The organism is Pseudonocardia nigra, from assembly GCF_019396355.1.
GTDB classification, from domain to species: Bacteria; Actinomycetota; Actinomycetes; order Mycobacteriales; family Pseudonocardiaceae; genus Pseudonocardia; species Pseudonocardia nigra.
On sequence record NZ_JAHKRK010000011.1, the window covers coordinates 1 to 18,103 of the forward strand.

Annotated in this window: 17 protein-coding genes and 3 pseudogenes; 11 read left to right on the plus strand and 9 right to left on the minus strand. The window is 73.9% G+C overall.

Annotated elements, in window-relative coordinates; genetic code table 11:
• Positions 1-142: 142 nt before the first annotated feature.
• Both KME75_RS04805 and KME75_RS04810 read right to left on the minus strand, forming a co-directional pair.
• The gene (locus tag KME75_RS04805) at positions 143-697 is read right to left on the minus strand and encodes a DUF2537 domain-containing protein (RefSeq protein ID WP_219413304.1); all 555 of its coding nucleotides are present in this window, start codon (positions 695-697) and stop codon (positions 143-145) included.
• Positions 698-702: 5 nt separating this feature from the next.
• On the minus strand, positions 703-1,554 hold the full coding sequence (locus tag KME75_RS04810; RefSeq protein ID WP_219413305.1) for a TrmH family RNA methyltransferase: 852 nt from the start codon (positions 1,552-1,554) through the stop codon (positions 703-705).
• Between the two features lie 101 nt (positions 1,555-1,655).
• Between KME75_RS04810 and KME75_RS04815 the strand changes: the two genes are divergently transcribed.
• From KME75_RS04815 to KME75_RS04840, 6 genes are all read left to right on the plus strand, one after another.
• The gene (locus tag KME75_RS04815) at positions 1,656-3,164 is read left to right on the plus strand and encodes a glutamate-cysteine ligase family protein (RefSeq protein ID WP_219413306.1); all 1,509 of its coding nucleotides are present in this window, start codon (positions 1,656-1,658) and stop codon (positions 3,162-3,164) included.
• 388 nt (positions 3,165-3,552) lie between these two features.
• On the plus strand, positions 3,553-4,410 hold the full coding sequence (locus KME75_RS04820) for a hypothetical protein (RefSeq protein ID WP_219413307.1): 858 nt from the start codon (positions 3,553-3,555) through the stop codon (positions 4,408-4,410).
• Positions 4,404-5,066 (plus strand): hypothetical protein, encoded by a 663-nt coding sequence (locus KME75_RS04825; protein ID WP_219413308.1) that lies wholly within the window; start codon positions 4,404-4,406, stop codon positions 5,064-5,066. Before KME75_RS04820 ends, KME75_RS04825 begins: the two co-directional genes overlap by 7 nt.
• A 3-nt stretch (positions 5,067-5,069) precedes the next feature.
• A complete protein-coding gene (locus tag KME75_RS04830; protein ID WP_219413309.1) occupies positions 5,070-6,206 on the plus strand; it encodes a VldE C-terminal domain-containing protein in 1,137 nt (378 codons plus the stop codon).
• 4 nt (positions 6,207-6,210) lie between these two features.
• Positions 6,211-6,819 carry a hypothetical protein gene (locus KME75_RS04835; protein ID WP_219413310.1) on the plus strand — a complete coding sequence of 203 codons (609 nt, stop codon included), beginning with the start codon at positions 6,211-6,213 and terminating at the stop codon, positions 6,817-6,819.
• Positions 6,820-6,838: 19 nt separating this feature from the next.
• Complete coding sequence (locus tag KME75_RS04840; RefSeq protein WP_219413311.1) at positions 6,839-8,416, plus strand: family 16 glycosylhydrolase; 1,578 nt, start codon at positions 6,839-6,841, stop codon at positions 8,414-8,416.
• Positions 8,417-8,576: 160 nt separating this feature from the next.
• On the opposite strand, the gene KME75_RS45610 is transcribed toward KME75_RS04840, so the two are convergent.
• The 3 genes and pseudogenes from KME75_RS45610 to KME75_RS04850 all read right to left on the minus strand — a co-directional run bounded on the left by KME75_RS45610 (position 8,577) and on the right by KME75_RS04850 (position 11,296).
• Positions 8,577-9,206, minus strand: a complete 630-nt coding sequence (locus KME75_RS45610; RefSeq protein ID WP_308282558.1) for an MFS transporter — start codon at positions 9,204-9,206, stop codon at positions 8,577-8,579.
• Positions 9,207-9,255: 49 nt separating this feature from the next.
• A pseudogene (locus KME75_RS45615) lies at positions 9,256-9,801 on the minus strand (MFS transporter); the annotation flags it as partial.
• Between the two features lie 58 nt (positions 9,802-9,859).
• Positions 9,860-11,296: an NCS2 family permease gene (locus tag KME75_RS04850; protein ID WP_219413312.1), complete on the minus strand. Its 1,437-nt coding sequence runs from the start codon at positions 11,294-11,296 to the stop codon at positions 9,860-9,862.
• A 251-nt stretch (positions 11,297-11,547) separates the two neighbouring features.
• On the opposite strand from KME75_RS04850, the gene KME75_RS04855 reads away from it, so the two are divergent.
• The 5 genes and pseudogenes from KME75_RS04855 to KME75_RS04875 all read left to right on the plus strand — a co-directional run bounded on the left by KME75_RS04855 (position 11,548) and on the right by KME75_RS04875 (position 14,924).
• Positions 11,548-11,799, plus strand: a complete 252-nt coding sequence (locus KME75_RS04855) for a DUF2530 domain-containing protein (protein WP_219413313.1) — start codon at positions 11,548-11,550, stop codon at positions 11,797-11,799.
• Between the two features lie 30 nt (positions 11,800-11,829).
• Entirely contained in the window at positions 11,830-12,567 is a 738-nt protein-coding gene (locus KME75_RS04860) for an SDR family NAD(P)-dependent oxidoreductase (protein ID WP_219413314.1), read from the plus strand.
• 359 nt (positions 12,568-12,926) lie between these two features.
• Positions 12,927-13,154: pseudogene (locus tag KME75_RS46590) on the plus strand (MFS transporter); the annotation flags it as partial.
• Between the two features lie 37 nt (positions 13,155-13,191).
• Positions 13,192-14,025: pseudogene (locus tag KME75_RS04870) on the plus strand (MFS transporter); the annotation flags it as partial.
• Positions 14,022-14,924: an SMP-30/gluconolactonase/LRE family protein gene (locus tag KME75_RS04875; protein ID WP_219413315.1), complete on the plus strand. Its 903-nt coding sequence runs from the start codon at positions 14,022-14,024 to the stop codon at positions 14,922-14,924. The pseudogene KME75_RS04870 and the gene KME75_RS04875, both read left to right, overlap by 4 nt.
• Positions 14,925-14,926: 2 nt before the next feature.
• Here KME75_RS04875 and KME75_RS04880 read toward each other — a convergent pair whose 3' ends face one another.
• From KME75_RS04880 to KME75_RS04895, 4 genes are all read right to left on the minus strand, one after another.
• On the minus strand, positions 14,927-15,139 hold the full coding sequence (locus KME75_RS04880) for a hypothetical protein (protein WP_219413316.1): 213 nt from the start codon (positions 15,137-15,139) through the stop codon (positions 14,927-14,929).
• 28 nt (positions 15,140-15,167) lie between these two features.
• A complete protein-coding gene (locus KME75_RS04885; RefSeq protein ID WP_219413317.1) occupies positions 15,168-15,776 on the minus strand; it encodes a VOC family protein in 609 nt (202 codons plus the stop codon).
• Positions 15,777-15,784: 8 nt separating this feature from the next.
• A complete protein-coding gene (locus KME75_RS04890; protein ID WP_219413318.1) occupies positions 15,785-16,948 on the minus strand; it encodes a L,D-transpeptidase in 1,164 nt (387 codons plus the stop codon).
• A gap of 96 nt (positions 16,949-17,044) precedes the next feature.
• Entirely contained in the window at positions 17,045-18,082 is a 1,038-nt protein-coding gene (locus KME75_RS04895) for a UDP-N-acetylmuramate dehydrogenase (RefSeq protein WP_308282559.1), read from the minus strand.
• Between the last annotated feature and the right edge of the window lie 21 nt (positions 18,083-18,103).

Genomic DNA, 18,103 nt, shown 5'->3' on the forward strand with positions numbered 1-18,103 from the left:
CGGGAAGGCCCCCAGGCCTCAGACTTTGCTTCGGGCTAGACGCACCAATGCCAACCGAGCTCAGCCGGACCCGACCCGATTCTCATACCTCGTGGCGGCCGAAGGCCATGGGGGACTTTGCTGCAACGTCCCCAGGCGGGTCTCAGCCCAGCAGGCCCAGGAGGAGCACCACCCATGCGGCCGCCAGCCCGGCGGCCGCGCCCAGCGCGAGCCAGCGCCAGAACGGCATGCGCCGCATGAGGTAGAGCGACGGCGCCAGCCCGCACCCGATGAGCAGGTTCGCCGGCACCCAGAGCAGTCCGAACGCCTCGGCGAACGCGTGGCACAGCACGATGTCACCCATCGCCACGAGCACCGCGAAGAACGCCGCGACGGTGAGCCCGGTGGCCCACGGCGTGGGGCCCGGCGGGTTCGGCGCGAGCCGCGGGATCGGTCCCGTGACGCCGACGCTGATCGACTCCGTCGTCCCCGTCACGGGGTCGGTGAGGTCCACGGGCCTGCCGAGCACGTCCGCCACCCGAGCGGCGAGCTGACGGCCCCGCCGCTGCAGCAACGCCTGCTCCTCCGGGCCGCCGGCCCGCGTCACGGTCGCCGCGAACGCCCCCCACTCGCTCAGCGCGTCCTGCAGGTCCCCGGGCAGCGGCGGATCCCCGGGCCGGCGCTCGCCCACCACGACTCGTCCCCCAGCGACCTCCATCCGGGTCAGCCTAGAGCGACTCCGACCGCATGGAAGGCCACGGCTGCCGCCGTGGCGACGTTCAGCGAGTCGACCCCGGACGCCATCGGGATCCGGACGCGCACGTCGGCGGCGGCCAGCGCCGCGTCCGTGAGCCCGGGCCCCTCCGCGCCCAGCAGCAGCGCCACCCGCTCCCCCGCCAGGCCCGACGACGCCAGTGGCGCAGCGTCCGCCGCCGGCGTCAGCGCGGCCACCCGCAGCCCGGCGGCGCGCAGGACGTCCAGCGACGCCGGCCACGGGCCGGGGAGCTCGGCGAACGGCACCCGCAGGACGTGGCCCATCGACACCCGCACGCTGCGGCGGTAGAGCGGGTCGGAGCAGCGCGGACCGAGCAGCACGGCGTCCACACCGAGCGCGGCGGCGTTGCGGAACAGCGCCCCGAGGTTCTCGTGGTCGTTCACCCCCTCCAGCACCGCGACGACGCGCGCGTCGCGCACCAGCTCGGCAGGGTCCGGCGGCGCCGCGCGGTCCGCCACGGCCAGCACGCCCCGGTTCAGGTGGAACCCGACGACCTCCGCCATCGTCGCGGCGTCCGTCGCGTAGGCCGGAACGTCCAGCCCGGCCAGGTCGGGTGCGAGCTCGTCCAGCCGCCGCGGCACGCCCAGCAGCGACCGCACCGGGTACGGCGAGTCGAGCAACCGGCGCACCACGACGACCCCCTCGGCGATCACCAGCCCGCGCCCTCCGGGTCGGTCCGGGCGCCGGTCGGCGGTGGTGAGGTCGCGGTAGTCGTCGGCGCGCGGGTCGGCCGGTTCCGTGATCGGCGTGATGGTGGCCACGGTTCGGCATCGTCGCAGGCCACCTCGCCGTGATCGCATCGGTCATCCGGTCGGCCGTAGCGGCGAGGTCACTGTTGTGTCACGGTGGACAACCGCCCGGGTTCCCGGGCGTGCCCGGGGGGCAGGGAGGCAGCGCAGGTATGGGCCAGGACGTCGGCCGGACCACGTTCAGTCGGCGTGATCGGCAGCTCTACCGCGCGAAAGTGCAACGGTGCCTCGACGCCCTCGCGGTGATGCTGCGCGAGCACCCGTTCGCCCGCGACGAGCCGATGACCGGCATCGAGGTCGAGCTCAACCTCGTCGACCACGACCTCGCGCCCGCGCTGTCCGGCGCCGACGTCCTCGACGCCATCAACGGCACCGAGTTCCAGTCCGAGCTCGGTCGCTGGAACCTCGAGCTGAACCTCCCGCCGCGGCCGCTGCCGGGTGACCAGTGGCGGCACCTGGAGCTCCAGCTGCTCGACGAGCTCACGGTCGTCCGGTCCAAGGCCCTCGACTGCGGCTCCCAGCTCGCCGTCATCGGCATCCTGCCGACGCTGGAGCAGCGCCACCTCGTCGTCGACGCCCTGTCCCCCGATCGCCGCTACTCCATGCTCAACGAGCAGATGCTCAGCGCCCGCGGGGAGCCCATCCGCCTCGACATCGCAGGCGACGACCCGTCGGGCCGCCACGGCGTCGGACCCGAGCACCTCACGGCCGACTTCGACTCGATCGCGCCCGAGGCGGCGTGCACGTCGATGCAGCTGCACCTGCAGGTGCACCCGGACGCGTTCGCCGGCTACTGGAACGCCGCGCAGTGCCTGGCCGGGGTGCAGCTCGCCGTCGGCGCGAACTCCCCGTTCCTGCTTGGGTCACGGCTGTGGGCCGAGACGCGCATCCCGCTGTTCGAGCAGTCCTGCGACGTCCGCACGCCCGAGCTGCGCAACCAGGGCGTCCGGCCGCGGGTGTGGTTCGGCGAACGCTGGATCACCTCGATCCTCGACCTGTTCTCGGAGAACGGGCGCTACTTCCCCGCGCTGATGCCGGTCACCGAGGACACCGACCCGATGGCCGAGCTCGAGGCGGGCGAGGTGCCGGGGCTCGACGAGATGCGGCTGCACAACGGCACGATCTGGCGCTGGAACCGCCCGGTGTACGACGTGGCCGACGGCGTGCCGCACGTGCGCGTGGAGAACCGGGTGCTCCCGGCGGGACCGACCCCCGTGGACATGGTCGCCAACGCGCTGTTCTTCTACGGGCTGCTGCGTGTGCTCGTCGAGGCCGAGCGGCCGCTGTGGAGCTCGATGTCGTTCGAGGCCGCCGAGGAGAACTTCACCACCGCGGCCCGGCACGGCATGGAGGGCCCGCTGTACTGGCCCGGTACCGGCTGGATCCGTCCCGACGAGCTCGTGCTGCGCAAGCTGCTGCCGCAGGCCGCCGAGGGCCTGGCCCGGTGGGGCGTGGCGAGCGAGGTCACCGACCGCTACCTGCCGATCATCGAGCAGCGCTGCGTCACCCGCCGCACCGGTGCCGCGTGGCAGCTCGACACCGTGGGCGCGCTCGAGGCCCGCGGCGCCGACCGACCCACCGCGCTGCGCGGCATGCTCGCGCGGTACCTGGAGTCGTCCGCGGCGAACGAGCCGGTGCACGACTGGCCCGTCCCCGGCTGAGGTCCGCCGCTGCCACGGCAGATCGCCGCCGCACCCACCTCCCACCCGTTGCAGTAAAGCCACTTTCCCGCCACGGCATTGCGTGAAAGTGGCTTTGCTGCAATCCGGACGGGCCCGGGCCGCGCGGGCCTCCGCGTTCACCATCGCAAACCCTCGTCCCGTTCCGCCCCGGAACCGGTGGGCGCACTCCTACAGTCGGTCCCGTTCCGCCGGTGGTCACGGCAGGTGATCGCCGGTCGGCGCTCCCGACCGTCGAGCGCCTGCAGCACGGGCTGCGGGCGCGATCCCGCGCGCCCGCAAACGGGGGACGCATGCCCGAGCGACCCACCCAGTCCACCCCGTCCGGCGTCCGCACGCCGCGGACCACCCCCCGCGCCAGGTGACGGCCGTGGCCCGCTTCCGGCTCTTCGGCCGCGCCCCCGCACCGGACCCACCTTCCCCGCCGACCCCGCCGGCCTACGGGCCGCCGTACGGCCCCCCGCCGGGTTGGGGGCCGCCGCCGGTGGGCGCGGGTGCCCCGACGACAGCGCCGCCGGGATGGCCTGCGGCAGGCCCCGCCACACGTGCCGCCCGCCCGGCCGTCCCCCGCCCGGTCCCCACGGCCGACCCGCCCACCGACCCCCACGGCTTCCCCCCGATTCCCGGGCCCCGCAGCGCCGCGCCCACCCCTCCGTGGCCCCGGCCGCCGGCCCCCGCTCCCGAGCCGGCCGAGGCCGCAGCGCTCGCGGGGGCGTTCGCCGTCGACTACCTGTCGTGGGACGAGGACGATCCGGGCCGCCGCGGGCGCGTGCTGCTCGACTACCTGCCGGCTCCGGGGCGCGACCCCGACCGGCTGGGCTGGTCCGGGCGGGGCCGTCAACGCGCCGAGTTCGCGCTGCCCGGGCGGGTGCGACCCGACGGCGAGGGCCGCGTGCTCGTCGACGTCCGTGTGCGGGTCACGCCGTACCGGGCCGTCGGCGACCACGGACCCGAGCCCGCAGCCGCCACCGAACCCGAGCCCGGCATCGCGGGGATCCCGGCCGCTGCGCCCGCCCCCACCGGACGGGGGTGGCGCAGCCTTGCGTCGTACTGGATCCGGCTCAGTGTGCCCGTGGTGCTGGAGAACGGGCGGCTGGTGGTCGACGCGTGGGAGGAGACACTCGGTGAGGTCCCCGAGCCGCCCCCCGCCGGCCCACCGGCGCCCGACGACCACACGCTGGCCGACGACGACCCGCTCGCCGAGCCGCGCTCCGGGACCGCATGGTGAGCCGCCCACGCACCCCCGTGATCGCCGGGCTGAGCGGTGACGCCGGCACCAGCACGCTCGCCGCGGCGCTGCACGCCCGCGACGCCGGGCCGCTCGACGGAGCCGCCGACGTCATCGCCTGCCGGGGCACCGATGCCGCGCTGCGGCAGGCGGCCGTCCTCGCGGGTGCGCCGACCGGCCCGCACCCCGTGCTCGCGGTCCTCCTCGAGCCCGGCCTGCCCACCGACGGCGTGGCGACCCGGCTGAGCGCCCTGCAGCCGCGCTTCGGAGCCGTCGTCACACTCCCGCACGTCGGCCGCTGGCACGGTGCCCCTACCCCCTCCGAGGAGGCCGCCGCCGTGCTCGCACTGCCGGCCCACCACGTCACGCGGCCCCTTCGGGCCTACGCGGCCGCCCTCCGGCTGGTCGTGGCGGCCGTCGTCGGGTCCGGCCTGCCGGCCCGCAGCGCCCCGCCCACCCTGATCCGGCCGCGCCCCACGGCGCCGGCCCACGCCCCGCGCGTCATCCGGCGGGCGGCTCCCGTCCGGCCCGCCCGGTTGCTCGGGCCGGCACCGGTCCGGGCGGAACCGCTGCTGCCCGCAGCACCCGAACCCGACGACGACACGCTCGAGGCCGATCACCTGCGCTCGACGGCCGCGGCGGGACGAGCGGGGTGACGCATGCCCGGCCCGACCCTGCTGCGCAGCCCGCTCGCGATCGCGCTGGCCGCACTCACCGGTCTGCTGCTGCTCGGTGCCGCCCCTGCTCCGGTGCCGGACACCGTCTCGGGCGTCGACACCGCAGAGCTGCCCGCGCCTGCGCGCGACTCCCTGCCCCTGATCAGCGAGCTCACCGCGACCCACTGCCCCGAACTGCCGCCGCTGTGGGTGGTGGCCCAGGTGCAGGCGGAGTCCGGGTGGGACCCGGCCCTCGCCTCGCGGCGGGAGGGCGGGCCCGCGGGGCTCTACCAGTTCGGGCAGCGCAACTGGGTGGCCGCGGGCGGGCAGACCTGGACGTCGGACCCCCCGTCCGGCGACGCCGACGTCCTGTCCGCGGAGGCGCACCTGCGCGTCGCCGTGCCGTGGGTCTGCGCGAACCTGCGCGCCGTCACGGCGCACCTGCAGGCCACGGGCAAGCCCACGACGCCGCTCGACGCCATGCTCGTCTGCCACATCGCCGGGTGCGGCCGCGTGACGGGCAGCGCCACCGGGATCCCGGTGGCCGGCGAGGCGAGCTGCGGCGAGCGCTGCGCGGAGGTGGTCCGACGCTACGTGGCGGCGGTGCACTCCAACCTGGAGCGGTTCGCGGCGCCCGTGCCCGAACCGGCCGCGGCCACTCCGCCCGCCCTGGCCGCCCCCGCGGCCTGGACCGGGGGTGCCACCGGCTGCGAGCTGCCCGATCCCACCGGGGACGGCTGCCTCACCGGGGCCACGCACCACGGGCTGGAAGCGGCCGGGGCCGCGTTCGGGGGATGGACCGACGGCCCGACGATCCGGTCGGCCGGGTGCTGGGACGAACACGCCTGGAACCCCCGCAGCGACCACTCCCGCGGCAAGGCGTGCGACCTGTTCCCCACGGCCCCGGGCACCTTCGCGGAGGGCGCCGACCTGGACTCCGGGTGGCGCGTGGCCGAATGGTTCCGCAGCAACGCCGAACCGTTGCAGGTCAAGTACCTCATCTGGCAGGGCCGCTACTGGGACCCGGGCGTCGAGGACCAGGGCGGATGGGGCCGGCGGTACACGGGCGGCGGGGTCTACGACGTCCGCGACGCCACCGGCGGCCACTTCGACCACGTGCACGTGAGCTTCCGGGAGTGAGGCCGTGAACCGCTCGAGACCCGTCGTCCCCGTCATCGCCGCCGCCGCGGCAGCGGCCATCACAGTGCTCGCGCTCGTGCTGGTCGGCGGCGCGACCGGCGTCATACCGCCGTCGGGCGAACCGCCGCCAGGGGCCGCGCTCACCGACGAGGACCGGCGGGCGCTGGACGCCGTTCCCGTGGAGCGCGGCGCGCCGCCCGCCCCTGTGGACCCCGGGGTCGACCTCACCGACCCGGAGGCCGTCGCACGGGCCTACCTCGCCGTGGCGCACTCGGTCGGCGTCGAGGACGCGGGCCGCACGCACCTGCGCGCCGCGGGCTACGCGGTGCCGGGGAGCCCGCCCGCCACCGTCGGGGTGGTCGTGCTGGACCCGCCGCCCGCCGGGTCGCTGCGCACCGCGACGGTCACGGCGCTCGAGCTGGTGGCCGCCGAGGCGGGCGACCGGCGGCGCGGCTACCGGGCCGAGCTCGGCACCGCGACCGGCCCGCCCGGCGCCGCCGCCGAGGTCACCCTCGTCGGTCGCGACGTGGTGCTGGCCCGCATGCCCGACGGCCGGTGGCTCGTCGCCGCCGACTCACCCGCAACCGCCGATCTCCCCGCCGGGGAGGACTGATGCGACAGGAGTGCCCGCCATGATCTTCGAGGACCTCGAGGAGCTGCTCCGGAAGTACCTGTCGACGGGCATCGCCGTGGTGATCATCCTGGCGGGGCCCGGCACCGGTGCCGAGGACGGCGAGCCCGGAGCGCGGACGGAGCCGTCGGTCGAGGTGATCGAGCCGGGCGGCCGCACGCCGGAGGAACCGGATCCCACCGGGCGCACCGGTGCGGCCGGGACCGACCCCGACCGGCCGGAGCGGGACCGCGACCGCGCCGCGGACCCCGGACCGGCCGACCCGGAACCCACCGATCCGGAACCCGCCGAACCCGCCGACCGCGAGCCCCGGGATCGCGCACCGGCGGATCCGGAACCGGCCGACCCGGAACCGGGGGAACGCGAGGCCCGCGATCCCGAACCCGCCGACCCCGAGCCCGCCGACCGGGACGACGGTGCCGAGCGCGGCGGGCCGACCGGTGAGGACCGCGGGGACGACGACGGACCGGGCGACGCGCGGGACACCGGTGACCGTGAGACCGCGGCCGACCGCGACACCGCCGACGGACCGGACGAGCACGAGCCGGGGGCCACCGACCGCTCCGGAGGCGACGCCGATCGCGACACGGACGAGCCCGACGCCTCCACCCGCAGCAACCGCACGGGCACCGCCGACACTGAGGACGGCAGCGGCGAGGACGGCAGCGGCGAGGGTGCGACCGCCGCCGAGCGGTACGGCTGGGGCACGCCCAACCGGGTCGACGACTTCTCCGGCGGCAGCGAGCAGTGGGACATCTACGACGGGCCCGGGCATGCCGGCAAGGGCATCCGCTCGCCCGACGCCGTCTCGATCGAGGGCGGGATACTCACGATCACCGGTGACTCGTCGGGCACCACGGCCGGGATGGCCTGGAACCCGGGGCAGAAGTACGGCCGCTGGGAGGGGCGGGTCAAGGCGCCCGCCTCGGACCCGTCCTACAACGCCCTGCTGCTGCTCTGGGCGGACGCCGAGGACTTCCCCGTCGGCGGCGAGATCGACTTCATGGAGATGCTCGACCACACGCGCCAGACCACGGACATCTTCATCCACTACGGCGCCGACAACTCGCAGGTGAACGGCCAGGTCGAGATTGACGGCACCGAGTGGCACAACTGGGCGGTGGAGTGGACGCCCGAGGCGATCACGGCCTACGTCGACGGCGAGGAGTGGTACCGCACCACCGACACGAGCATCTTCCCGCCGGGGCCGATGCACCTGTGCATCCAGCTCGACTGGTTCCCGGAGGGCGGCCCTCCGGAGGAGTCGGTGATGCATGTCGACTGGGTGAAGCAGTACTCCCTCGAGGACGGGGCGGCCGACGCCGGCAACGGGGACGGCGCCGACCGGGACGACGACCGGGACGACACCGACCGGAACGAGGGCCGCGACGGCACTGACGGCGAGAACGGCGCCAAGGGCGAGGACGGCACTGACGGCGAGGACGCGAGCGCGACCGCCGAGGGACGCGACGGCGCCGACGGCGAGAGCCGCAACGAGGGCGACCGGGAGGATGACGAGCGGGAGGGCTCCGTGAACCCGATCCGCGAGGCCGTGCGCCGGACGTTCTCCTGGGGCTGAGCCGCGGTTGCGCACACGCATCGGGGCCCAGGCCGGTCGGCCGGGGCCCCGATGGCGTTCCCGAACTGCCACGTCATGCACCCGAGGGCGAACCCTCGGATGCATTCCTCTGACGCGCCGCTCCCACCACGAAGCGACATCGCTGAGGTTAGCCTAACCTCTACTTCCTCGGCAAGTCCTGGCTCACCCGCCGGTTGCGGCGCGCCAGCACCAGGCCCACCACCAGCACCGCAACCACGGTCACGCACCCGCCCAGCACCAGCGGCGCGCGGCCGCCCAGCCGCTCGGCCAGGAGACCGAGGAGCGGGGCTCCCACCGGCGTCCCGCCCAGGAACAGCAGCATGTACAGGCCCATCACCCGCCCGCGCATGCTGGGCTCCACCGACATCTGCACGGTCGCGTTCGCCGCGGTGGTGAACGTCAGCGCCGCGAGCCCCACCGGCACCAGGACCGCGCCGGTCAGGGCGAACGTCGGCATCAGCCCGGTCGCGGTCTCGAGGATCGCGAGCGCCAGCGCCGACCCGGCGACCAGCCGCAGCCGGGGGCGTCCCCGGCGCCGCGCCGCGAGTGCCGCGCCCAGCACCGAGCCGACGGCCAGCAGCGTGGTGAGCAGGCCGTACGCCTCCGCGCCGAGCTCGAAGACGTTGCGGGCCAGCACCGGCAGGGCCAGCTGGAGGTTGGTGAGGGCGAACGTCGACACGAAGAACACCAGCGCCAGCGCGGCCACGAGGTCGGGCCGCCCGCGGACGTAGCGCAGCCCGGCCCGCAGCTGGCCCGGCGCCCGGGGCACCGGGACGATGCGCTTGCAGCCGCACCGGATCCATCCGGGCGAGGGCGATCACCACGCCGGCGAAGCTCACCGCGTTGATCAGGAAGACCCACCCGGTGCCGACGGCCACGATGAGCAGCCCGGCCACCGACGGCCCGACGATCCGCGCGAGGTTGAACGTCACCGCGTTCAGCGCCACGGCATTGCCGACCTGACCGACGCCCACGAGCTCGGGCACGAACGCCTGGCGGACCGGCACGTCCAACGCCGAGAAGCAGCCGACCAGCAGGCACAGCAGGTAGACGTGCCACAGCGCCACCACGCCGGTGACGTCGGCCAGGCCCAGCGCGAGGGCGCACACCCCGAGCGCGACCTGGAGCGCGATGAGCATCCGGCGCTTGTCGACGCGATCGGCGAGCACCCCGCCCCAGAGCGAGAGCAGCAGTGTCGGGGAGAACTGGGGCGCGGCCGCCAGCCCCAGCGCGGCGGCGTTGCCACCGGACAGGTCCAGCACGAGCCAGTCCTGCGCCACGCGCTGCATCCAGGTGCCGACCAGCGAGACGACCTGACCGGAGGCGTAGCGCCGGTAGTTCGGCACCCGCAGCGAGGCGAACATCCCGCCGCCGGTCGACGTGGTCTCCGGCGGCGCGCTCACTTTCCGTTAGGTTACACAACTATCCCGCGAAGAGCGCCTGGAGCGGCCCGACCGCGAAGTAGCCGACGAACGCGACCGCCACCACCCACATCAGCGGATGGATGATCCGTGCCCGGCCCGTCGCCGCCGCGAGCACCACGTAGGCGACGAACCCGGCGCCGATCCCGTTGGCGATCGAGTATGTGAACGGCATGACGACGATCGTCAGGAAGGCGGGCAGCGCCACCCGGAACTCGGTGAAGTCAATGCCGGTGATCTGGCGCATCATCAGCGCGCCGACGATCACGAGCGCCGGGGCCGCCGCCTCGATCGGCACGATCGAGTACAGCGGAGTGAAGAACATCGCGAGCAGGAACAGCACACCGGTGAGCACGTTCGCAAGGCCGGTGCGCGCCCCCTCGGCGATGCCGGACGCCGACTCGATGTAGACGGTGTTGGACGAGGCCGACCCCACACCGCCCGCCACGGCGCCCGCGCCCTCGACGATGAGCGCCTTCCCGACGCCCGGCAGCTGCCCGTTCTGGTCCACGAGCCCGGCCTGCTTGCCCAGCCCGGTCATCGTGCCCATCGCGTCGAAGAAGTTGGCGAGCACGAGGGTGAACACGAGCAGCGCGACGGTGATCAGGTCCAGCCGGGCGAACGCGCCGAGGGACACGGCCCCGACCAGGGAGAGGTCGGGCAGCCCGACGATGCTGTCGGGCAGCGTCGGCACCGCCAGCGACCAGCCCTTGGGGTTGGTGCCCGCCGACGGGCCGACCTGGGCGATCGCCTCGACGACGATCGCGATGATCGTGGTGACCACGACGCCGAGCAGGATCCCGGCCCGGACCCCGCGGGCCACCAGCAGGCCGGTGATCAGCAGCCCCACGACGAACACGAACGTGGGCCAGGACGCGATCGAGTTGCCGATGCCCAGGCCCACCGGCACCGTGGTGCCGGCCTCGTCGGCGATCCGGCGCACGAACCCGGCATCGACCAGACCGATGAACGCGATGAACAGCCCGATGCCGACGGCGATCGCCGCCTTCAGGTCCGCCGGGACGGCATTGAACACCGCGGTGCGGAAACCCGTCACGGCCAGCAGCACGATGATCAGGCCGTCGATCACGACGAGGCCCATCGCCTCGGGCCAGGTCATCAGCGGCGCGAGCGTGACCGCCACGAGCGTGTTGATCCCGAGGCCCGTCGCGATCGCGAACGGGTAGTTGGCGACGAGCCCGAACAGCAGCGTCATCACGCCGGCGACCAGCGCGGTGACGGCCGCGACCTGCGGGACGGTCAGGATGTTGCCCACGACGTCGGTCTTCGCACCCGGTCCCTCGGGGACGAAGCTGCCGAGGATCAGCGGGTTGAGCACGATGATGTACGACATCGTCACGAACGTGACGAGCCCGCCGCGCATCTCGCGGCCGACCGTGGAGCCGCGCTCGGACACGCGGAAGAGACGCTCGATCATGACACCTCCTCGCTGGCGCTCGTCGGCACCACGATCGTCGATGCTGTGCTTGTCGGTGATCTCGCAAGCTCGATCACGCCGCAGACACTAAGCCGTGTCCAGTTGATCAGCGCCGATGGGATTCGCGATGCGGAAGGGGTAGGACCCGTCGTACCTGGCACAACACAGCCAGTGGCCATCCGGGCACATGGACCGCGTTCGTGACCCACCGGCCGCGGCCCCGTTGCGGCGTTCCGCCGTACGCTGGGCGCGTGGCCGATCCCCCACCGCTCCCCCGCGGGTTGAGCGACGTGCGCGCCGTCGTCGCCGTCGGCACGGCGCTGTGGCTGCTGGGCGCGGCAGCGCTGCTGGTGGCCTGGCTGGCCGGCCGGCAGCCGCTGGGCATCGGGTTCACCACGTGCGTGGCCGGGGCCGTGCTGGGCGCCATGGGCTGGGGCATCTTCTCCTGGCAGCGCACGGCCGCGCGGCGCGGCTCCCGGGCCGCGCAGCAGGGCCTGGAGTGATCCGTACCCGCACTGAATAGGCTCGGACGCATGACCGATCGACCCACCGCCGTCGTCACCGGGGCCAGCTCGGGCATCGGGGCGGCCACCGCCCGCGCGCTCGGCAAGGCCGGATTCCACGTGGTACTGGGTGCCCGTCGTGTCGACCGGTGCGCGGAGATCGCAGCCGAGATCGACGGCACCGCGCTGCGTCTGGACGTCACCGACACCGAGTCCGTGGCCGCGTTCGCCGCGGCCGTGCCCGACTGCCGCCTGCTGGTGAACAACGCGGGCGGCGCGAAGGGGCTCGAGCCCGTGGCCAAGGCGGACGAGGACGCCTGGCGCTGGATGTACGAGACCAACGTGATCGGCACGCTGCGGGTGACGAAGGCGCTGCTCCCGGCACTGCTCGCCTCCGGTGACGGGCACATCGTCACCGTCACCTCGATCGCCGCGCTGGAGGCCTACGACAACGGCGCCGGCTACACAGGCACCAAGCACGCGCAGGCGATGCTGCACCGCACGCTGCGCGGCGAGCTGCTGGGGCAGCCGGTCCGGCTCACCGAGATCCTGCCCGGAATGGTGGAGACCGAGTTCTCGCTCGTCCGGTTCGCGGGCGACGCCGACCGGGCGGCCGGCGTCTACCACGGAATCACCCCGCTCATGGCCGACGACGTGGCCGACGTGATCGCGTTCGCCGCCACCCGTCCCTCGCACGTGAACCTGGACCAGATCGTGCTGAAGCCGCGCGCCCAGGCCAACGCGATGCGGGCGCACCGGGAGCGCTGAGCCCGAGCCACTGCCGACGGCGGCGCACGGATCGCCCGACTCGCACACCCGTACAGCCCGACTCGCACACCCGTACAGCCCGACTCGCGGGCGGTGACGGGTCGCAGCGCGCGAGTCGGGGCCTGCGGGTGCGCGAGTCGCGGGCCCGGGCCCGATCCCGCATGTCGGACATGTCGTTGACGTCGGACGTCTTCACGATCAAGATGGGGCGGCAAGCGCATTCCGCTCGTCCTGGTCCGGTTCGCCGATGAGTGAGGTCCGACGTGCCCGACGTGTCCAGCCCGGCGCGGAAGGCGTGGGTTCCGCGCGCCCATCCTCTGTCGTGGGCGACGCTGGCCGTCACCACGGGCGCGATACTGATGACCGCGGTGGACGGCGGGATCCTGCCCGCCGTCCTGCCGGCCATCCAGGAGGAGTTCCAGCTGAGCTCCGCGCAGGCGGGACTGGTCAACTCCGTGTTCTTCGGCGGCCTCATCGTCGGTGCGCTGCTGTTCGGGTGGATCTCCGATCGGATCGGCACCGGCTACCGGCGCACGTGGACGTGGAACGTCGCGATGGCGCTCGGCATCCTCGGCGGCGCGCTGACGTTCGGGCTGGCGGGCAGCTTCGCCCGTCGGCGTCCACCACACCGGCTTCCCGCTGGGACAGTTCCTCACCGGGGCGCTCATCGCGGCGGTGCTCGGCGTGGCGGGCTGGCGCGAGGCGTTCCTCATCATCCCGCTGCTCGGCATCCCGATCATCGTCGCGCAGACCTTCCTGGGCACGCGGCGCAACCAGGCGAAGGTCTACGACTGGATCGACGCCCGCGGCCTCACCCGTCCGCTGCCGGAGTTGTCCACCCGCGTGTCGGGGAGCGCACTCGAGTCCGTCAAGGAGGCACTGAGCAGCGCGAACGTGCGCTGGTCCGTGGTCCTGATCTTCCTGTTCCTGTGGGCGGAAGCGGGCGCTGTCACCTTCCTGACCAAGCAGATGGTCGACCAGGGGATGAGCCTCGCGGAAGCGGCGCTGCTGTCCGGCGTCTCAGGGCTCACCGGCTGGATCGGGCAAGTCGTCTGGGGCGCCTGGTCCGACCACGCCGGCCGCAAGTTCGCGATCCGCTTCCTGGTGATCGGCTGGTCCGTCGCTCTGCTCGGGATGATCTTCATCGTGAGCCCGGCGAGCGCGTGGATCGTCCTGCTGGTGTGGGGGCTGTTCCGCAACGCCCCGTTCCCGGTGGTCTACGCGCTGCTCATCGACTCGGTGCCGAGATCGGCGGGCACGGCGATGGGCATCATGATCGGCCTGGCCCTCGGCGTGTCGGGGGTGCTCGCTGCCGCGGTGTCCGGCTGGATCATCGATGAGGCCGGGTTCACCGTGCACTACGTCGTGCTCGCCGCGATCTGTCTGCTCGGCCTGGTCCCGCTCGCCAGGATGACCGAGACCGTGCCCGTCGGTGGGCGGAAGCAGGAGGACGCATGACCGATCTGATCGCACCCGGCGCCACCCTGGAGAATGTGGCCTCCGGGGCCGTCTGGGCCGAGGGGCCGGTGTGGCTGCCGGCGCGCAGGGCGGTCCGGTTCAGCGACATCCCCAACAACCGCATCCTGGAGTACTCCGAGGACTCCGGCGAACTCGCCGTCTACCGTGACGACGCGGAGTTCACCAACGGGCGCACGCTCGACCTGGACGGCTCCGTGATCCAGTGCTCGCACGGCAGGCGCGCGGTGGAACGCGACCGCGACGGCGTCATCGAGGTCCTCGTGGACTCGTGGGCAGGGAAGCGGCTCAACTCGCCCAACGACGTCGTCGTCAAGAGCGACGGCACCATCTGGTTCACCGACCCGTCGTACGGCATCAAGAAGCCGGGCGAGGGTCACCCCGGTGAGCTGGAGTACGGCGACCACTACGTGTTCCGCCTCGACCCCCGTGACGGCTCCCTGACCCCGGTCGTCATCGATGTGGAGACGCCCAACGGTCTGGCGTTCTCCCCGGACGAGTCGCTGCTCTACGTCGCGGACTCGGCGATCTCACCACCGGACGGCCGGCGCGACCCCGCCCGGCCCGGCGGGCACTCGATCCACTGCTACGACGTCTTCGACGGGCGTCTCTGCAAGAACGGCCGTGAGTTCGCCGAGGTGGGCCCCGGCCTGCCGGACGGGTTCCGGGTGGACGAGGCCGGTCGCATCTGGACGTCGAGCCTGGACGCGGTGCAGGTGTTCGCGCCCACGGGCGAACTCGTGGAGCGGATCCCGGTGCCGGAGAAGATCGCGAACGTATGTTTCGGCGGCGACGACGGCCGCACGCTCTACATCACGGCCACCTCCAGCCTCTACCGCATCCGCACCACGGTGCGGGACGCGGTGGCAGCCCGGACCTGACGCTACGGGCCCGCCGTGTCCTCCGACCGGCGGTGCTCGTCGGCGCCGTCGGCGGGCCGGTTGCCCTCGGCGGCGCCGGCCACCCGGTCCTCGGAGTCGCGCAGGATCTCCGTGGCCTCGGTCCGCCGGTCCTCCCCGCCGTGCTCGGCCCGCCGTTCCTCGGGCAGCGGCTCGGCTCGGGTGGCGGTCTGCTCGCTGAGCTCGTCGGGACGCATGCCGCCGCGTACCCCGATGGGGCGACCGCTATCCGTCGAGCTCCACGAGTGCACCGGACACCCGCCGCAGGACGGCGGTGATCCGGGGGTCGCCCGCCGAGACGGACTCGGCGAGGCCCATCCAACGCAGGGTGCCGCTCAAGGCGTCGGGGACCGGGTCGGACAGCGCCAACGACCGGAGCTCGGCCGCGGCGGGCAGCTCGGCGGCCGGGTGCGGCGTGGCGCCCCAGTCGATGAGGAAGGGCATGGGCCCGACCCGCGGCTCGGTCAGGCGCCAGTGCAGCTCTCGGCCGTCGGTGCGGCGCCGAGACATCGCGCGGACCGGGCCCACCGCGGCGCCCGCCCCGGCGACCAGCGCCTCGAACGTCTCCCCGACGCCCGGCCGGACGGCCCAGGCCACCAGCGTGGGCCCGGGCACGGCGTCCACGCCGAACGCGCGGCGCTCCACGTCCTGCGCGGGATCCGGCCCGATGATCTCGAGGTACGCCCCGGGCCCGAGGCCGACGAGCGCGTTGCGCGTGCCCCAGCCCGGATGCGCTCCACCGGGCACGGCCGGTGCGCCGAGCCGCGCCGCGAGCCCCGGCAGCGCGGCGTCGAGGTCGGGCACGGCGAGCACGAGGTGGTCCAGTTCGGCCATGCGTGGTCCTACAGCGCCGACAGGGTCTGCCACTGCTCCCAGGACAGCGTCCAGTCCCAGATGTCGCCGTCCTGCGCGGACAGCGCGATCGGGGTGCCGGTGACCTCCACCGGGTCGCCGTAGAGCGCCGTGTCGTAGTAGGCCTTGGCGTTCTCGGTGGAGAGGTTGATGCAGCCGTGGGTGACGTTGGAGTTGCCCTGCGCGTCGACCGACGCCGGGTTGGCGTGGATGAACTCGCCGTTGTTGCTGATCCGGACCGACCACTTCGACACCACGTCGTAGTCGTACCGCTCGCTCACCATCCGCTTGTCGGTGAACTTCTCGGTGACGACGTGGATGCCGGAGCGCGTGTTGCGGTTCGGGTCGGTCGCGAGGCCGTAGCTGGCCGGGTAGTCGGCCACCTGCTGCCCGTCGCGCATCACGATCATGCGGTGCGTGGTGACGTCGGCCTTCACGATCTGTGCGCGGCCGATCTCGAACGTGGTGGACAGGTCCGCGACCCCGTAGGCACCGCCGCCGTAGGGCACCCCGTAGAGGTTCGCCTGCACCGTCACCGTGGTGTAGGCGGGCCAGTACTCCTTCGGCCGCCAGTGCACGCGCGACCCGCCGTTCTCGTCGGGCAGCCAGCCCCAGGCGCCCTCGACCGGCACCGACGTGGTGACCGAGAGGTTCCGCTCCACGGCGGCGCGGTCCTCGACGTGTGCGTCGAACTGGATCTCGATGGGCGCCGCGATGCCCACGGTGCGGCCGTCGATGTTGAGGATGCCGCGCACCGTGTCGGTGGGCGCCACCGTGGTGAACGAGCCCTCCAGTGGCACGGCGGCGCCGTCGCCGCCGGTGGCGGTGCCGCTCCAGGTGTAGGAGCTGCCGTACCCGAGCGGCTCGCTGGTGCTCCAGCTCGTACGGTCGGCGTTCAGGGCACCGGCCACGGGCTCGCCGTCGGCGTTGGTGAGCGTGACGGTGTCGAACGTGCCGTCCTGCACCGTGACGGTGACGGGCGACCGCGGGTCGACCTCCGTGGCGCCGGCGGCCGGTGCGTACGCGACCGTGGCCGACGGGGCCAGTATCGATGGTGTCGTGCGCGGCGCCGCCTCGTTCGACGCGGTGGCGGCCGTGACCACCCCCAGCGAGCCGACCACCATCACGGCCAGGATCAGCAGGATCCTTCGCATCGTCGTCCCCCCAAAGCACTTTCCCCACGATGAGAGACGTCCGAACGCCGTTCCAGGTTGCCTCACCGCGGTCCCCCGAACGAGGCTACGCGTCGCTCACAGAGTGCAACCGACGAGCACCGGCTCGGGGACCAGCTCGATCCCGTAACGGTTGCGCACCCCGTCGCGCACCTCGCGCGCGAGCGCGACCAGGTCGGCCGCGGTGCCGTCGCCGCGGTTGGTGAGCGCCAGCACGTGCTTGTCCGAGAGGGCCACCCGCCCGCCGGGGCCGGGGTGACCACGGCGGAAGCCCGCGTGCTCGATCAGCCAGGCCGCCGGGACCTTCACCATGCCGTCGCCCGCCGGGAAGCGTGGTGCGCCGGCCGGGGCGCGGTCGGCGGCGAGCACGGGATTGGTGAAGAACGACCCGGCGCTCCAGGTGTCGAGGTCGGCGGCGTCGAGCACCATGCCCTTGCCGCGCCGCAGCCCGAGCACGGCCTCCCTTGCGGCCGCGGTGGGCACGCGGGCCCCTGGCTCGACGCCGAGCGCCCTGGCGAGCTCCGGGTAGCGGACGGGGGCGCTCGCGCCGTCACCGGGCAGGGCGAACCGGACGCGCAGCACCGCCGCGTCGTCACGGCCCTTGAGGACGCTGGTGCGGTAGGCCAGCCCGAGCTCCGCAGCGGGGACGTGCTCGCGGACCACGCCGGCGCGCCGGTCGTACAGGTCGACGTCGACGAGCAGCTCGGCGACCTCGACGGCGTACGCCCCGACGTTCTGCACCGGCGTGGCGCCGGTGCGGCCGGGGATGCCGGAAAGGCACTCCAGCCCGCCCAGCCCGTCGGCGACGCAGGCGGCGACGACGTCATCCCAGTCCTCGCCGGCCCCCACGGTGAGCAGCACCGACCCGTCGGCGCGGCGCTGCACCGTGCGCCCGGTGTTCGCGACGTGCACGACGGTGCCGGGCCAGCCCTCGTCGGCGACCACGACGTTCGAGCCGCCGCCGAGCAGCAGCAGCGGCTCGCCTGCGGCGTCGGCCGCCCGGACGGCGTCGACGACCGCGTCGGCGGAGGTCGCCTCGACCAGCGTGGCCGCGCGTCCACCGATCCGCAGGGTGGTCAGCGGGGCGAGCCGCGCGGCTGTGTCAGATACCGGCACGGGGGCCAACGGTAGCCTCCG

Bases quoted from the DNA above. Each gene is read 5' to 3' on its own strand.
- KME75_RS04875 (WP_219413315.1), top strand. From the start codon at position 14,022: ATGACCGATCTGATCGCACCCGGCGCCACCCTGGAGAATGTGGCCTCC.
- KME75_RS04810 (WP_219413305.1), bottom strand. From the start codon at position 1,554: ATGCGATCACGGCGAGGTGGCCTGCGACGATGCCGAACCGTGGCCACC.
- KME75_RS04805 (WP_219413304.1), bottom strand. From the start codon at position 697: ATGGAGGTCGCTGGGGGACGAGTCGTGGTGGGCGAGCGCCGGCCCGGG.
- KME75_RS04885 (WP_219413317.1), bottom strand. From the start codon at position 15,776: ATGGCCGAACTGGACCACCTCGTGCTCGCCGTGCCCGACCTCGACGCC.
- KME75_RS04825 (WP_219413308.1), top strand. From the start codon at position 4,404: ATGGTGAGCCGCCCACGCACCCCCGTGATCGCCGGGCTGAGCGGTGAC.
- KME75_RS04860 (WP_219413314.1), top strand. From the start codon at position 11,830: ATGACCGATCGACCCACCGCCGTCGTCACCGGGGCCAGCTCGGGCATC.
- KME75_RS04890 (WP_219413318.1), bottom strand. From the start codon at position 16,948: ATGCGAAGGATCCTGCTGATCCTGGCCGTGATGGTGGTCGGCTCGCTG.
- KME75_RS04830 (WP_219413309.1), top strand. From the start codon at position 5,070: ATGCCCGGCCCGACCCTGCTGCGCAGCCCGCTCGCGATCGCGCTGGCC.
- KME75_RS04880 (WP_219413316.1), bottom strand. From the start codon at position 15,139: ATGCGTCCCGACGAGCTCAGCGAGCAGACCGCCACCCGAGCCGAGCCG.
- KME75_RS04840 (WP_219413311.1), top strand. From the start codon at position 6,839: ATGATCTTCGAGGACCTCGAGGAGCTGCTCCGGAAGTACCTGTCGACG.
- KME75_RS04815 (WP_219413306.1), top strand. From the start codon at position 1,656: ATGGGCCAGGACGTCGGCCGGACCACGTTCAGTCGGCGTGATCGGCAG.
- KME75_RS04850 (WP_219413312.1), bottom strand. From the start codon at position 11,296: ATGATCGAGCGTCTCTTCCGCGTGTCCGAGCGCGGCTCCACGGTCGGC.